At 41.3% G+C, this 16,222-nt stretch carries 8 protein-coding genes and 1 pseudogene; 2 read left to right on the top strand and 7 right to left on the bottom strand.

Features of this window, described 5'->3' with window-relative positions; genetic code table 11:
- Positions 1–20: 20 nt before the first annotated feature.
- Both PS3_RS04675 and PS3_RS04670 read left to right on the top strand, forming a co-directional pair.
- Positions 21–332 carry a metal-sulfur cluster assembly factor gene (locus PS3_RS04675; RefSeq protein ID WP_040468192.1) on the top strand — a complete coding sequence of 104 codons (312 nt, stop codon included), beginning with the start codon at positions 21–23 and terminating at the stop codon, positions 330–332.
- An 89-nt stretch (positions 333–421) separates the two neighbouring features.
- Positions 422–3,205: a cation-translocating P-type ATPase gene (locus PS3_RS04670; protein WP_007122194.1), complete on the top strand. Its 2,784-nt coding sequence runs from the start codon at positions 422–424 to the stop codon at positions 3,203–3,205.
- Positions 3,206–3,282: 77 nt separating this feature from the next.
- Here the strand turns inward: PS3_RS04670 and PS3_RS04665 are convergent, their stop codons facing one another.
- The 7 genes and pseudogenes from PS3_RS04665 to PS3_RS10470 all read right to left on the bottom strand — a co-directional run.
- Positions 3,283–4,200 carry a linear amide C-N hydrolase gene (locus tag PS3_RS04665; RefSeq protein WP_007122193.1) on the bottom strand — a complete coding sequence of 306 codons (918 nt, stop codon included), beginning with the start codon at positions 4,198–4,200 and terminating at the stop codon, positions 3,283–3,285.
- Positions 4,201–4,202: 2 nt separating this feature from the next.
- Positions 4,203–5,267: a tyrosine recombinase XerS gene (xerS, locus tag PS3_RS04660; protein WP_007122192.1), complete on the bottom strand. Its 1,065-nt coding sequence runs from the start codon at positions 5,265–5,267 to the stop codon at positions 4,203–4,205.
- Between the two features lie 246 nt (positions 5,268–5,513).
- Complete coding sequence (locus PS3_RS04655; RefSeq protein WP_007122191.1) at positions 5,514–6,011, bottom strand: GNAT family N-acetyltransferase; 498 nt, start codon at positions 6,009–6,011, stop codon at positions 5,514–5,516.
- Between the two features lie 96 nt (positions 6,012–6,107).
- On the bottom strand, positions 6,108–10,061 hold the full coding sequence (locus tag PS3_RS10480) for a mucin-binding protein (RefSeq protein ID WP_040468191.1): 3,954 nt from the start codon (positions 10,059–10,061) through the stop codon (positions 6,108–6,110).
- 174 nt (positions 10,062–10,235) lie between these two features.
- Positions 10,236–13,472 carry a mucin-binding protein gene (locus PS3_RS10540; RefSeq protein WP_040468190.1) on the bottom strand — a complete coding sequence of 1,079 codons (3,237 nt, stop codon included), beginning with the start codon at positions 13,470–13,472 and terminating at the stop codon, positions 10,236–10,238.
- A gap of 30 nt (positions 13,473–13,502) precedes the next feature.
- A pseudogene (locus tag PS3_RS10865) lies at positions 13,503–13,667 on the bottom strand (mucin-binding protein); the annotation flags it as partial.
- 2 nt (positions 13,668–13,669) lie between these two features.
- Positions 13,670–16,222, bottom strand: a 2,553-nt coding sequence (locus PS3_RS10470) for a mucin-binding protein (protein ID WP_040468189.1), incomplete at its 5' end; no start/stop codon positions are given.

Below are 16,222 nucleotides of genomic sequence, written 5' to 3'. Positions count from 1 at the left end.
GCTTTTTTCTAGGAGAAGGTATGGAATTATCAAAAATTGAACAAAGGGTTTATGATCAACTTAAGGAAGTAATTGATCCTGAATTACAAATCGATTTGGTTAATTTAGGTTTAATTTATGATATTGACGTAAATCAGTCCGGCCACTGTCTGGTGACGATGACCTTAACTACCATGGGCTGTCCCTTAGTTGATGAATTAAATTTGTTAATTAAGCAGGCCGTTTTATCGGTTGCAGGGGTAGTTGAGTGTGAAATTAAACTGGTTTGGGAACCCGTTTGGGATCCGTCAAAAATGACTCGCTATGCCCGGATTGCTTTAGGAATTCATTAATAATCAAACAAATGTTTCAAAAAGTTTGCTGCTTTTGAAAATGACTGATTTATAATAATCAATAATAAGTAAATTAGGGGGTGGGTTACATGAGTGAGGATCATGATCAAATTATCACAATTGCTCAAATTGACGATCCCAATTTGATCTATCAACAAATGCAAACACGCTCAGCGGGCCTGAATGAAGAGGAAGTCAGCCAACGTCAGCGCCAATACGGGAAAAATATTCTAAAGACTAAAGCGGGGGAACCAATTTGGTTAAAATTTTTAAAGAATTTTAGCTCTACTATGGCAATCTTATTGTGGATCTCGGGCGCCATTGCTTTTCTTGCTCAATTACAAGAACTGGGAATTGCCATTTGGGCGGTTAATCTTATCAATGGTTGTTTTTCCTTTTGGCAGGAATATCAAGCCGGCAAAGCAACCGAAGCATTAAGCAAGATGCTGCCAGCCCATAGTCGGGTCGTCCGTGCGGGCACTGATGTGAAAATTCTTGCTGAGGATTTAGTACCTGGTGATATCATCAAGTTAGAAGAGGGGGATGATATCCCGGCAGATATTCGATTACTACAAACGACGGATGTACAAGTTAACCAGTCCTCTTTAACCGGTGAGGTCAACCCCGTTCATAAGAATGAACGACCAGTAACTAACCCGAAAAAGAATCACTTTGAATTGACTAACATGGTCTTTTCCGGGACTTCGATGATGAAGGGAAATGCAACTGGAGTAGTGGTAACAACCGGAATGGCGACGGACTTTGGAAAAATTGCCGCTTTAACGCAAAATGTTCACGATGACCAAAGTCCCTTACAAAAAGAGTTAAGTGTCTTAACCAAACAGATTTCCATTTTGGCGGTTTCGATTGGTTTAATCTTTTTCTTGGTAGCAACTTTCTTTGTCCATTATCCCTTAGTGAAATCCTTTATCTTTGCTCTAGGGATGATTGTGGCCTTTATTCCTGAAGGGTTATTGCCAACCGTTACGCTATCCTTAGCGGGAGCCGTTCAACAAATGGCCAAAAAGAATGCCCTCGTAAAAAAGCTTTCCAGTGTTGAAACTTTGGGCTCGGCTTCGGTAATCTGTTCAGATAAAACGGGGACCTTAACCCAAAATCAAATGACGGTTTCGGATTTATGGACTGTTCAAAAACACTATCGGGTTGATGGAGAAGGCTATGCTGTGAATGGCAAGATCTATGATGGGCCCCATCAAGTTAATTATCAGTCCAGTCCAGATCTTTATGAATTACTGCGCGGGGGCTTATTAGCTGATAATGCGCGCATTATGCCACCTGATGATCAACATCCGCGCTATACGGTTTTAGGGGATCCCACAGAGGCTTGTCTGGAAGTTGTGGCAGCAAAGGGAGAACTAGATTTGAAGGCTGAGCGGACTAATTCAGTCCGTCTTAAGGAGTTACCGTTTGATTCGGATCGAAAGATGATGACGGTTATTCAAAGTGCTGACACGAACCATCAATTTAATACCTACACTAAAGGGGCGCCCAATGTCGTAGTTGCTCATTGTGATTATTACTTAATCAATGGCGAAGTAAAACCATTAGGCGATGATATTCGGCAACAAATTCTGGCAGCCAATGATGCTTATGCTAAACAAGGGCTCCGCGTGTTAGCGGTTGCTGGACGTACTTTACCAGATAATTTATACCAGGACTTATCTCAAGCCACGAATGATACGGTGGAACAAGCTTTAGTCTTTATTGGATTATCGGTCATGCTGGATCCGCCACGTAAAGAAGTTGTGGCGGCAGCCAAACTTTGTCATCAAGCACACATTAAGATTATTATGGTAACGGGGGACTACAGTTTAACCGCGGAATCAATTGCTAAAAAAATTGGTTTAGTTGATCCCAATCAACCACTTCGCGTCGTGACCGGTGAAGAATTGGGTGCAATGACGGATGATGACTTAAAAGCAGCCCTGAGTGGTGAAATTGTTTTTGCTCGGATGGCGCCCGAACAAAAATATCGGGTGGTGAATGCCTTGCAGGAAATGGGTGAAGTCGTTGCCGTTACTGGTGATGGTGTTAACGATGCGCCAGCCTTGAAGAAAGCCGATATCGGGGTCGCAATGGGTGTGACCGGGACGGATGTGGCTAAAGAAGCCGCAGATATGATTCTGACTGATGACAATTTTGCCTCGATTGTGGAAGCCATTCGTGAAGGTCGGGGAGTATACGCCAATATTCGCAAGTTTTTGTTATATATTTTGAATTCTAATATGCCAGAAGCGATCCCTTCGGTGCTTTTCCTTTTATCAGGTGGAAAAATCCCCTTAGCCCTTACTGTCATGCAGATTTTAGCAATTGACTTAGGTACGGATATGATTCCAGCTCTTGGACTAGGGAAACAAAGAGTTGAAGCCGGGATTATGGAGCGGCCACCCCGGAAGATGTCAGAACATTTAATTAATCGCCAGTTAGTTCTTAAAGCCTTTGGTTGGTATGGTTTATTATCATCCATTATTTCAGTAATCGCCTTTTTCTATGGAAATCTGATGCATGGTTATAGTTTAGCCAATCTACCAACGAGCGGAAATGTCTATGTTCAAGCAACGACAATTACGCTGGGGGCGATTATATTCTGTCAAATCGCAGCTGTTTTAAACATTCGCTATAACCAACAAACCATGTTTACTCGGCAGTTTTGGGATAATTCGATGATCACGATTGGGATCATTTTTGAAATTGCTTTATTCTTATGTTTATCCTATGTGCCAGTTCTTCAATCCGTCTTTCAAACCGCGCCTTTAAACGCACACAATTGGTACTTCTTAATGGCAATTCCAATCCCATTGATTTTGATTGATGAATTTAGGAAATGGATACTGCGACGCCAACACCAATAATGCCAACACCAATAATGGCGGATTTCAGTTGAAAGTATGGAAAAAAGGTCTTAACCAAGTTTCGTTAAGGAACTCGGTTAAGACCTTTTATAGTCACGAGGATGGAAGATATAAGGGGATTTTAAGGGTGTTAATTGATCCAAGTGGACCCTTTTAGTTTGGTGGCGGTCGACATCATGATAAACATAAGTCTGGCTCACTAAATCAATAGTCCCAATATAGTGCGTATAGTCTTCATGCCCAGGCAAATGCTCCATTTTAACTGCTTGTAAAATTTGATTAAGATCGTCAGGGGTGAAAGCTGATTGTAGTTTAGCTTGCCGAATGGCCGCATATTGAAAGCGTTGGGTTGGCGTTCGTGGATTAATCGGTAAATCACCAGCAAATTCTTTCAAAGTAGTTTTAAAATCCTGATCGGCATCTAGATTAATATAGTTGGCCAAGCGTCGTAAATGATCGTCATATCGAGGGGTATTTGTAATAACGGGGATGTCTAATTTACGGATTTCTAATTTTAAGGCCGTTGGTTCAATCAGATAAGTCCCAGTTTGATCGACTAACATCCAATGAAATTGATGAATAATGGCATCGTCATACCATTTTGAAGCAACCAGAGCCCAGTTAGCTAGATCAGCTTGAACTGAGGCAACAGAATCATAGTTTGCTAATACCCATTCAGTGACGTCTTGAGGGGCTAAATTAATCTTGTTTGGTTGAATTTGTTGATGATATTGGGGTAGGTTAGGGAGATACAGTTCCGCAATCACTAACCCGGCGGCATTAATTCCATCACCAATTAAAAATTTACCATTAGTTTGGCGCATTCCGCCTAAGATAGCATATTTACTCTGAAATTTTGTTTGATCAGTATAGCGAGTGAATTGATAGTTACTGGGTAAATAGGTTAATTCCCAAGGGGTATTCAAAGTTGGTAAATCCATGGTCCGACCAAAGATATTTTTACCATGGTCTTGATAAGTAATCGCAGTGCACATAATTAATTCCGTTCTTGACTAATTTCGTCTAGGGCCGCGCGTTGCTGTTGTTGATCAACGTGGGTATAGAGATCTGTCGCCGAAGTCCCTTTTTGGCCTAATTGTTGTGATACTAGGACTTGATCCTTGGTAATTCCATACAGTTCTGAGGCAAGGGTATGCCGGAGTTTGTGAGGGGTGAGGGGGTGACCAAAGGCCGTCGAGTACTTTTTAACCATTTTTTCAATTGAATTAGTGGTCATCCGGCGAGTTTCACCATGATAAAGGGTCAAAAAGAAGGCTTGATCCTTTTTATGCGCTTGATAACGTTCGGCACGAATAGCGGCATAAGACTTAATATATTCCATGGACCAAGGAGCAATCGGAACCGAATCCCGTTGACCACCTTTACGCGTAACATCTAACATTGCTTGTTGCCAATTTAAGTCCGCCAAATTAAGATTAGCTGCTTCCGAAACTCGAACACCCGTTCCGAGAATTAGGGCAATAATTGCAATATCGCGTTCACGGTTCATTTCGAAGCCTGGCAAAGCTCGTTTGTCACACTTATGAGCATACTCATTTTGAATGAAGTTAATAAAATCGAATTTCATTTGGCCGCGATACATATGTGAAGCTAGAGCGTGAGCCCGGTAATTTAAGGTCTTTGTATTGTTTAATGAATCAATTTTCAACATCACATTCCGATCAAAATAAGGCTCTCCATGGTTATTATCCGCTGTAACCGTTAAAAACTTAAAGAGTGACCGTAAGGAATTAATTGAGCGATTAACGGACGTTGGCGAATTGACACGACCTTGCGCATTAGTTGTATGTTGAAGATAGTCAATATATAGCATGACATCACTACGACTCAGATGTTCCAGGTCGCTGGTCGGAATTTCCTGATTAGTTGGTGCTTTAGAAACGCCGCTAGCACGTAGCCAATCCATAAACCGCCGGATTTCGGTTAGATACTGATACGTGGTCGTTACTGAATGATTAGTTCCTAAATAATATTCATTAACGTAATCTGGTAGCTTTTCCAATTCGATTTTGATTAAGTGGAAGTATTTATCTGATTCCATAAAAATGATTCCTTAAATTAAGTTTGATTTTAACAGGGAACCGATTTATTCACTGATCAACCTGTCATTAAAATTATAGTTTTAATGATACCGGATGTCAAATTTTCGGTGAGGGGTCTTTATTGGCTGAAATTGTTTTCGAAGCAAATTGATTAATTTATGTGACTTCTAATTACATAATGCTAGCAATCACTTTTAAATTGAGATATTCAAAATTTGGCTGTTAAATTCAAATGAGTTTTTTGCTTAATCATTCGGATGGTAACCGTAAATGTAAATATCTCGTTCAATATCATCAAAGATACAAACTTTCGGTAAATGACCCCATTCGGCAAATCCAGAACGCTCAAACATTTTCCGACTGGGCAGGTTTTGTGACAAAACATATGCTGCAATCGCCTTTAACCCTAATTCTTTGGCTTGGTCTTTTAGAAATTGGATTGCTTGTGGTCCAATACCTTTGCCTTGCCCATTTGGGGATAAGTAGATGGCAATTTCGGCTGATTTTTGATAAGCAGCCCGACCATACATTTGTTCTAAAGCTACCCACCCTACAGTTTCATCATTAGCTTTAATTAGCCAGATGGGATGAGTGTCATCAAAACTATTAAACCAATCAATCCGATCATCAATCGTAATTGGTTCTAGATCAGCCGTTGATTGATGAGTTGGAATGGCTTCATTATATATTTCAACAATTTTAGGTAAATCCTTATTTGTTGCGAGCTCAAATTTTATGGTCATCGTTATAAATCCTCATTTTTAAAATGTATTATACCAAAAAACGTTCAATCTCTGGGAGATTTGAACGTTTTCTATGGACTCAATTATTTGAATAGTTTATTGACGTTTCTTCTTACTAGCTAACCCATATCCTAATAATCCCAACATTGAAATTCCGGCTAAACCTAATAGTGATTGAGCATGTTCATCATTACCTGTTTGAGGTAATTGATCACCTCCTTGACCATTTGATTCGGCAGTAGAATTCGTAGTGGTAGTAAGAAGTTGGTCTTGGTCAGTATAAGAAGTAGTAATGGTATGCGTCGTGTAATCAGTATAGTCAGTAATCGTCTTGGATGATGAATTATCTGGATTATCCTGACTATCATTGGATGGACTTGGCATTACGATTGGAGTGTACACTACCTTCGTATCGGTACCTGGATCAGTTGGATCAACACTGGTGGTTGTCGTCGTCCAACCTGGAATGGTTGGCACGTCTGTAGTAGCAGCCTTGGTTGGATCCGAAGGATCGTTATTGTAAGTTACCGGCGTCGCAATTTCATTACCATTTTCATCTACTGGCACGATGGAACCAAGTTGATGGTAAGTAACGGTAGTTGTGACATCATCACTATCTGGCGTTACAGTTGCCCCATCAACACTGGCTTGATCAGCGTAGTAACCAGTGACTACTGGCGTTGTCACACTATTAAAGATATGACTATCTTCATTCCAAACAGTGCTACTTGAACCAGTAACATCATTAGTCGTTGTGGTTCCTGCAAAAGTATATGATTGAGTGTTAGTTGCAGGGGTTGCTGATCCTGCTCCCGTATATTCAACGTTTTGTGAAACAGCCTTCGATGCTGGACTAGTAGTGAAGTTGGCTACATAAACATAGGTAACATTTACATTCGTAGCGTTTGTCGTCCCCGTAGCATTACTTGGTGTTTCCAATAAATGATAGTTTGCAGGGATTTCGGTAGCTGCTAGGCCACTTGTCGTATAAGCACTATTAGATTGAACAGTTTCGGTTGTTGGGTCTTTAATTGCAGTTTGGGTCCCGTCATCAGCCTGGGTTACCCAGTTAGTAATTACATCAACATACCGTTGAACATTGACCTTTAAACTAGTGTTTAAGCTATAAGTAACGCCACTGTGGTCACCAACGAAGTATTCTGGAAGGCTAACAGTTGTATTAGTTACACCATCTTGCATAGCAGTCACTTCAAATGGCAGATACGTTGCGGCAACCGCCGATGGTTCCATCGTTCCTGATTTAAGCATAACGGCTTTTACTTGTGACCAGTCAGTAATTTGATCCGCACTAACAAAAGTAGATGTATTAGCTGGATCAGTTACATATGACGTTGAGTAAAGGACTTGCACGTCCGATACATTTCCGCTGGTGGTTGTGTCAGTAGCTGGACCAGTCAGTTGTAAGGTTGCACTGTCACCGTTTTCGACACTTGGTAAATTAATAACATTATTGGAGTAAGCAGAAGTACTCTTATCAGTCAGAATATTAGTTAATCGGATTGTCCCCGTTGTATTGGTAACGTCTTGATTATCACTGTAGTTTAAACTAACAGCTTGTTTTGAACTAGTAGTGTACTTGTTATCAGTACTGGACTTAATTCCGTTTAATTGACTATAAGTTGATGGGTAAGTAAAGCTATAGGAAGCTTCCGTATAATTTGAATACCATCCGGTTGATGATAAGACAACATTATAAGTTGACCCATCTTTCAAGGTTAAGGTTTCCTCATCATAAGATTGGTTATCAAATTGGTCATTATCATTAATGGCCATGATCAAACTCATTGCTGTTCCATTACTAGTGTCACCATTTCGGTATGAATAAGTGGCTGGCAGTTGATCTTCATTAGCCACAATTGTGATTGGACTATCAGCAGTGGCCCCCTTTAGATAAATTGGGCTTGCATATGAAGGAGTAGTGGCCAGCGTAACTTTAAACATCCGTTCTCCATTGACCCCAACGTAGCCTAGATCTTCGATAGTCCCGTCAGTATATTTTTCATTATTTTGATAAAGGTGTAATTGACTCGTGTCAGTCACATCAAAACCTTCGGGAATTGTTACCAAGTAAGAAGAGCTATCATCAGATGTGTTGTTACTACGGAAATTATAAACAATGGTAGCGGTATTCCCACCATCCGTACTAGTTGGTTGATAGGACCCACTTGGTTGGCTCTCAACTTGACCGGTAAAGGTAACTGCCTTGTTAGCCGGATCCGCAATCGTTAAATTCATCTGGCCAGAGACACCAGTGGTATTTTGATCTGATGTAACCTGATAAGCATAAGTAGCAGTATCCCCTGCTTGTTTGCTAGTAGCTGACGATAAAATTGAATTATTGGCAAAGGAGACCCTTAATGAGGTCCCTGCTTCAAGATTCTTGTAACTAATATCAATTGAAGCAATGTTGGAACCATCTTTGGCCACGCCAGCCGCAACAGCATCATCGTTAATGCCCCAAACCCAAGAGTTCACGTTGGATGAAACATAAACCGGACTACTTGAGTAAGTTTTACCATCAGTTGTCGTAATGGTGATGATGCCCGGTTGATTTTCACTTGTGCTAGTGAAAGCAAGTGAATAGGAACCATTACCACCGTTGAGTACTGTTCCTGGTTCTAAATCAAGATGAACATTGACGTTGGTTTGTGCAACATTACCATTATTATTGACAACCAAGGTTCGACCCTCTTGATAGTCATATTGGTTATCATCAGCTTGGTGACTACCATCAGCCGTCCCATTATCAGTAAAAATATCAGTATGATCTTTATTTCTATTTGGGTCAAATTCTGCTTGAATGGATGCATTTTCAGTATTAGTTACGGCAATTCCCAAGTTATTTGTACTATTGGTTGTTAAAGTTCCGTTATTAGCTTGTTCACCACTGGTGTTAGTTGAATAGTAAGTGGTACTAGTGGTGAAAGTATTTTCATCCGCTGATAATTCTTTGGTGTAGGTTCCCCAGAGAATGATTTCATTACTATTCAAACTACTATTCGAACTGCTTTTGACGGTATTAAAAGTAATGGTAACTGGCGTTCCAGCGCCCCCATCTTGGCTTACCGTCACCCCACCAGTCGATAAGTCGTTAAAGGTTTCTAAGGTGTCCCCAACCTGTGTGCTTCCTTTACCCTGTCCATCATTCAGTCCATAAGCATAATTACCAGAAGTATCAAGGAGCCAGCCATCAGGGACATTTACAACTGTGGTTCCTGCGAAATTGTCTCCATCATAAGTTCCATTGTTAGCTAAGTTCAACCCAATAGCATATTTTTGCCCCGTTACCAAATTCGTCGTTTGGTTTTGATCTAAACTAAGATTGGATGAAGTAATGGTGGCCGGGTCATCAATAGTGTAAGTAACATACCCAACATCTTGACCGTTCTTGCGTACTACAACTTGGAATTGTGATCCGGGAGTTAAAAATGACCAGTCCGAAACCGTTGGCGTTAATTTCACGTTAAATTCAACTGATCGACTCCCCGTCATCGTATAGGTAAAGGTCGTATTAGCAAATGACTTGCTCGTGATATAACCAGGGTTACTTACTGATTCGCTAGAGGTCGTTACCGTATAGTATTCACCCGTAGTATCTTGATCCGTTGAAGCGGAGAAAATATAAGGAACCGTCACCGTTACCGTGTCCCCCTCACTCACGGGAACTGATACCGTTACGTTGCGTGTACTATTATCACCATGCGTTAAAGTAACATTGGAACTGTTAGTATTATCATCCGTCACCGAGGTCCCATCGGCACTAGTTGCCGTTGCTGTTACTGTATTCGTATTTGCAGTGCTGGTGGCGCTGCTAGCAACATTGTCACTAGCAGATGCAGATGTGCTCGTTGTATCGGAAGCCGAACTAGCAGCATTAACAGCACTAGTTGTATCACTAACCTCGTCAGCCGAAGCCACGGGCGATTGGACAAAGTTAGCCACCCCAAAGGACAACGCAGCGGTGACAATTCCACCGATCATCCACTGTTTGCCCTTCTTATACATCTTGAAATGCAATTTATTATCCATATATTCCTCCTTATTCATTTATCGTTAGATATATTTTAAATATATGTTGACGATATTATAACAGATATATGAATGTATTTAACTATTTCTTAATGTATTTATTCAAATAAAAATATTTTTATTTTTTACTATAACAATATTAAAAGGCCCCCAAAATTGAGGGCCCTTTTTCAGCTATGAATGTTCATCCTTCTTTTTACTAAAGCCAAGCATACCAATTAAGGCCGCCGTGGAAGCTAATCCTAATCCCAATAAAGCTGCATCATGGTTATTACCAGTTTGCGGTAACTTAACGCGTTTATTAGAACTCGTCTGTTGGGAATTTGCTTTAGTTGGTGATAATTTAACTAACTTATCATTTGAAAGATTGGCATTAGTTGATGTTTGCGAAGTTGTTTCAGCATTTGTGACAGTGTTTGATGTTGCTTGCTGGGTTGGAGAATCTGCAAGATAGTAAACATCAATTGCTTCATCTGCCGTAGTTGAATTAACGATTTTGCTGTCTACTTGTGCAAGTGAAGCCGTGTAACCATCAATAGTATTAACCGCATATACTGGCCAACTACTGGTTGACCATTCACCATAGGATGATTGGCCAGTTACTAGATCCGTTGTAACGGCTCTGGTTAAGGTTACGGGTTGCTTAATGACCTGATTGGTCCCATCTGGCAGATGCAAAGTAATGGTCCGCGTGGCTGTTTTACTTTCTTGACCGTCACTGAATTGATGAACCAAGAAAATCTGGAACGCTTGGGTTGTTGAATCGTTATGGTCATATTTAGTTGAAGTAACCTGATCATTAGTTAAGTCTGGATTAACAAGCGCCAGCTCATATCCAGCTGCCAGATAAGCTCTTATCATCTCATTAATTGAAGTAAAGTCGATTGCTTCATCTGACCTACCAGTCAAAGTAACTGTTTGAACGGTTTGTCCGCTTGTTTGATCAATAAATTTAACTTGGGCAACCTGCGGATCAGCTTGATAGTTAACATCGATAACTTGATTTGTCGTGTCAGCATTAACCGGTGTTTGGACAACAGTTGACTGACTAGCAGTGTATCCAGCGATAGTTGGTAATTGATACGCCTCCCACTCACCAGTTGACCAATCGCTAGTAGTTTGCTGACCACTAACTTGATCAGTGGTGACAGTGCGCGTTAACGTAACCGGTTGAACAACTGTTGTGACCGTTCCATTAGGTAAGTGCACGTTAATGGTCCGCGTAATAGTTTGCTTTTCGGTTGAAGAAACTGTTTGGTGAGTCAAGTAAACCGTAAAGTTTTGATTTACTTGCGGATCTTGATCAAAGTCTGCAGGAATTAATTGGTTAGCTTTTACATCTGGATTTTGTGACCCCAATACATAGCCTTGATCCAAATAAGCCGCTAATTGATCATTAACCGTGGAGAAGTCAATCTTATCGTTGGATTTACCAGTCAGATTAGTAGTTTGTAAAACCTTACCATTTGTTTGGTCCACGAAAGTGACGGTTGCCACCTGGGGATCAGACTGATAAGAAATCGTAATGGTTTGATCACTTGAATCACCACTAACCGTCGCTGGATTAACCGTGACTTGACTTGGACGATAGCCAGCTATGGTTGGCACTTGATAAGCCTCCCATTCACCAGTTGACCATGCCCCAAATTCTTGATCACCCGTGACTTGATCGGTGGTCACCATGCGACTTATGGTTACTGGTTGTTCAATAATCTTAGTTGTTTCATCAGGCAGCATTAGATTAATGGTCCGCGTTACGGTCTTAGTTTCAGTTGTCACCTCGGTTTGATGGACCAGGTAGACGTTGAAAGTTTGATTAACTTGGTCATCGTGATCGTAGTTAGCTGGATTTAAGAGATCAGTCGTTAAATCATGATTGTCATCTGCTAAGGCATAGCCTTGCTCTAAATAATTAGCTAATTGCCGATTAGCTGCTGAGAAGTTGATTGACGCATCCGACAAGCCATTAATATCGACAGTTCGGATAGTTTGACCGGTAGTTTGATCAATGAAATTAACTTGGGCCAATTGAGCATTAGGAAGGTAATTAATGTTGACCACTTGATCGTTCGTTTCGCAATCAACAGTCGTCGCATCCATCTGACCTTGCGATGGCGTGTATCCAGAGATGCTTGGTACCGAATACTGTGTCCATTCTCCGGTTGTCCAATCACCAATTGAGGCTACTTTAGTTACATTATCAGTAATGATGGTCCGATTAATGGTTACCGATTGGACTTCAGTGGACGTTTGTCCATCTGGTTGCGTAATGTTAATGGTGCGTGTAATAGTTCGTGGATCATCAGTGGTAGTTGTTGAGTGAACTAAATGGATAACAAGTTCCTGATCAACTTGATCATCAGCATCAAAATTACGAGTGATTAAACGACCATTATTCACATCAGGATTGTTGGTTGATAGCATGTAACCTTGTTTCCAATAACTATCCAATAGATCCTGAGTTTGCGTTAGATCCATGGCACTATTGGAAGGACCTGTAATCGTTTGGCTGGATAAAGTTTCGCCCGTCGTGTCGTCAATAAATTTAATTGTTGCTACTTGTTGGTTAGCTTCATAAGTAATGTCGATGGTCTGATCACTACTGTCACCAGTAACGACTGCCGAATCAATCACGGCTTGACTTGGCCGATAACCATTGACCGTTGGTAGTTGGTATTGCTCCCAATCAGCCGTTGACCAAGCACTAAAGCTTTGATTGCCCGTCACCTGATCGGTAGTGATAGTGCGGGTTAAGGTCACCGGTTGCTCAACAACTTCTGTTGTCTGATCTGGTTTGTGAATCCGAATCGTTCGAGTGATTGTCTTGCTTTCCTCGGACTGACTCGTTTGATGAACCAAGTAGACCTTAAAGTCCTGATCAACTGTATCATCATGATCATAATTAGTAGGCGTTAAAAGTCCGTTCGTTAATTGCGTATTTTGGTTAGCTAATTGATAACCTTGCTTTAAATATTCATTCAACAAGGTATTAGCATCCGCAAAATCAATCGCCGAATCAGAATTACCGGTAAGATTTAGACTTTGCAAAGTCTTCCCACTAGTTTGATCAATCAATTCAACCGTAGCGACTTGGGTATTAGGTTGGTAAGTAATGGTGACCGTTTGATCATTCGTATCACCATCCACATTTTCCGTAGCCACTGAAGCTTGACTCGGCGTATAGCCGTCAACCACAGGTACTTCAAATGCTGGCCACTCATCGGTTGACCAATCACCATAGGTTTGATCACCCGTCACTTGATCCGTTTCGACCTGGCGAGTCAAAGTAATTGGCTGTTCAAGCGTATCACTAGTGCCATCAGGTTTAATAATCGTAATGGTCCGGGTGATAGTTTTGCTTTCTTGGCTAATTTGACTAGCATGAACTAAATTAATCGTAAAAGTTTGCACATCATTAGGATCATCATTGTAATTAGCAGGGGTAATCGTTTTATCCGTAATTACTGAATTGTCACTTGCTAATTGGTAACCATGAGCAAGATAGTAAGCTAATTGATTATTTGAGCTGGTGAAATCAATCTTTGCGCCAGTCGTCCCGTTTAATTCCCGTTGTCCTAATTCGACCCCCGTCGTCTCATCAAAGATTTTTACGATGGCCGTTTGCGGGTCAGCGGGATTTGATCTTGGGTCGTCCCATCCACGGTTGATGAATCAACTTCACTTTGTGATGGTGTATAACCCTTGATGGTTGGGGTCAGGTAAGTCGGCCATTGTCCACTGGTCCAGTCACCGATAGTTTGTTGATTAGTAACCAAATCAGTTGTTACCGTGCGCGTCAATTCAACGGGTTGACTAGTGGTAGTTTGTGATCCATCGGGATTCGTGACATTAATGGTTCTTGTGACCGTCCGCGTCTCAGTAGATTCGGAGGTACCGTGACATAAGTAAACCGTAAAGGTTTGTAATTGTTGATCATCATGATCAAACTGACTTGGACTAAATACCCCATCAGTGACATCAGATGTTTTTTGCGTCGAAAGTACATATCCGTGAGCCAAATAGTAGGCTAATTGCGCATTAGCTTCACTAAAGTCAATTTGACTATCGGAAGGACCAAAGATCCCAAAGGTATTTAAGCGCTGGCCCGTCGTGTCATCAATAATAACAGCCGCTGCTAATTGTTGATCTGCTCGATAATCAATATTAACAGTCTGGTCATTAGTAGTTCCATCAACCTTACTATTCATCACTACAACTGTTGATGGCGTGTATCCAGCAATTGTTGGCGTAACAAATACCGGCCATTCAGCACTAGTCCAGTCACCGTATGTCTTCTCACCCGTAACTAAATCCGTTGTGACTGAACGAGTGATCGTCACCGGTTGTTCTTCAGTAGTGACCGTCCCATCGGGGTTCGTGATCTTGATGGTTCGCGTCACGGTTTTAGCATCGGTTGATTGACTGGTGCCATGAATTAAGTGCACCGTAAAGTCCTGATTTTGGTCATCGTCATCATCAAAATCTGTTGGGGTCATTACCGAACCAGTTAAATCTGGATTGGTAGCAGCAAGCTCATAGCCTTGATCAAGATAATTTTGAATCTGTTGATTAGTTTGTTCAAAGTCAATTGAACTGGTGGAATCACCAGTTAAATTATCATAGTTTAAGGTACTATTGGTAGTATCGTCGATGATCCGGACCGAAGCAATCTGTTGATTGGCAACGTAACTGATATTAACCGTTTCATCCGTCGTGGCCCCGTCAACTGTTCGTTCATCGATCGTCTTTAAAGTTGGGGTATAACCATCTTGATCCGGAGTAGAGTATGTCGGCCAGGTTGCGGATGACCAATTACCATTAGTTACAGTTTTAGTTACGGCATCTGTTTCGACTGGGCGCGTGATGGTTGCCGTCTGCTTCGTCGTCGTGATCGTCCCATCGGGATTGGTTAGATTAATGGTTCGCGTAACCACTTTGGTTTCGGTTGAATAATCAATCCGATGGGTTAAGTAAACGTTATAAGTTTGATTTACTTGGTCATCATTGTCATAAACAGCTGGTGTGATCTCCCCTTCTGTAACATCAGAAGCCTGGCTAGTCGATAATTCATAGCCATTCGCGAGATAATCATTCAGGTCAGCATTCGCAGTTGAAAAATCAATATTTTCGGCTGTCTGACCAGTTAGCGAGATCGTTTTGATGGTTTGCCCGGTCGTTTCGTCAATCATGTTTACTATCGCCGTTTGGGTATTTGGTGTGTAATAAACATCATAAGATTGGTCATAAGTTTGCCCGTCAACGGCACTGGCTTCTACCACCTTTCGTGACGGAGTATAGCCAGCTTGACTCGGGACATCGTATTGCTCCCAATTACCAGTTGACCATTCCCCATAAGTAGCCTTATCCGTTACCTGATCGGTTGTGACCGAACGATTTAAGGTAACTGGCTGATTCGTGGTCGTAATCGTCCCGTCGGGATTATGAACATTAATCGTTCGCGTGACCGTCTTTGATTCCGTTGTTTCAACAGTCGCATGCACTAAATAGACATTGATCACTTGGGTTTCATCATCATCCCGATCATAATCGGTCGGTGTGATGATATCACCAGTGACATTCGAATTATTGGTGGCTAATTGGTAGCCATGCGCAAGATAGTAGGTTAATTGGGAGTTAGGAGTTGAAAAATCAATGGCTTGATCACTTTTCCCAATTAAGGCATCTTGACTTAAGACGGCCCCGGTAGTTTGATCAATTAAATTAACCTGCGCTTGTTGCTGATTAGGCGTATATGTGATTTGGACGGTTTGATCTGATAAGTTACTAGTAACTGTCATTTCAGCTACTGATGAAATAGTAGGCGTGTAACCAGCAATATTTGGCGTTGTATAGGCTTCCCATTCGCCGCTTGTCCAATCCGAGTAGGTTTTATTGCCGGTGACTTGATCAGTTGTCACCGTGCGGCTAAGGGTAACTGGTTGAGTCGTAATCGTAACTGAGCCATCTGGATTAGTCACCTTAATAGTTCGCGTAATCGTTTTGGTTTCAGTTGAATCAGTGGTCCCATGAACTAATTTAACCGTAAATGTTTGGTCACTATTGTCATCACTATCATAGGTAGCCCCGGTTTGATAATCACTTGACGCTAAGACATATCCTCGATCAAGCAGGTTTTGTAAATTTTGAGAATAATCAAAATC

It is taken from the genome of Limosilactobacillus gastricus PS3 (assembly GCF_000247775.1).
In the GTDB taxonomy this organism is placed as follows: domain Bacteria; phylum Bacillota; class Bacilli; order Lactobacillales; family Lactobacillaceae; genus Limosilactobacillus; species Limosilactobacillus gastricus_A.
This window is presented reverse-complemented; position numbering and strand designations above follow the sequence as displayed.

Coding starts and splice junctions, on each gene's coding strand:
- PS3_RS04655 (WP_007122191.1), bottom strand. CDS start 6,011: ATGACCATAAAATTTGAGCTCGCAACAAATAAGGATTTACCTAAAATT.
- PS3_RS04670 (WP_007122194.1), top strand. CDS start 422: ATGAGTGAGGATCATGATCAAATTATCACAATTGCTCAAATTGACGAT.
- xerS (WP_007122192.1), bottom strand. CDS start 5,267: ATGGAATCAGATAAATACTTCCACTTAATCAAAATCGAATTGGAAAAG.
- PS3_RS10480 (WP_040468191.1), bottom strand. CDS start 10,061: ATGGATAATAAATTGCATTTCAAGATGTATAAGAAGGGCAAACAGTGG.
- PS3_RS04665 (WP_007122193.1), bottom strand. CDS start 4,200: ATGTGCACTGCGATTACTTATCAAGACCATGGTAAAAATATCTTTGGT.
- PS3_RS04675 (WP_040468192.1), top strand. CDS start 21: ATGGAATTATCAAAAATTGAACAAAGGGTTTATGATCAACTTAAGGAA.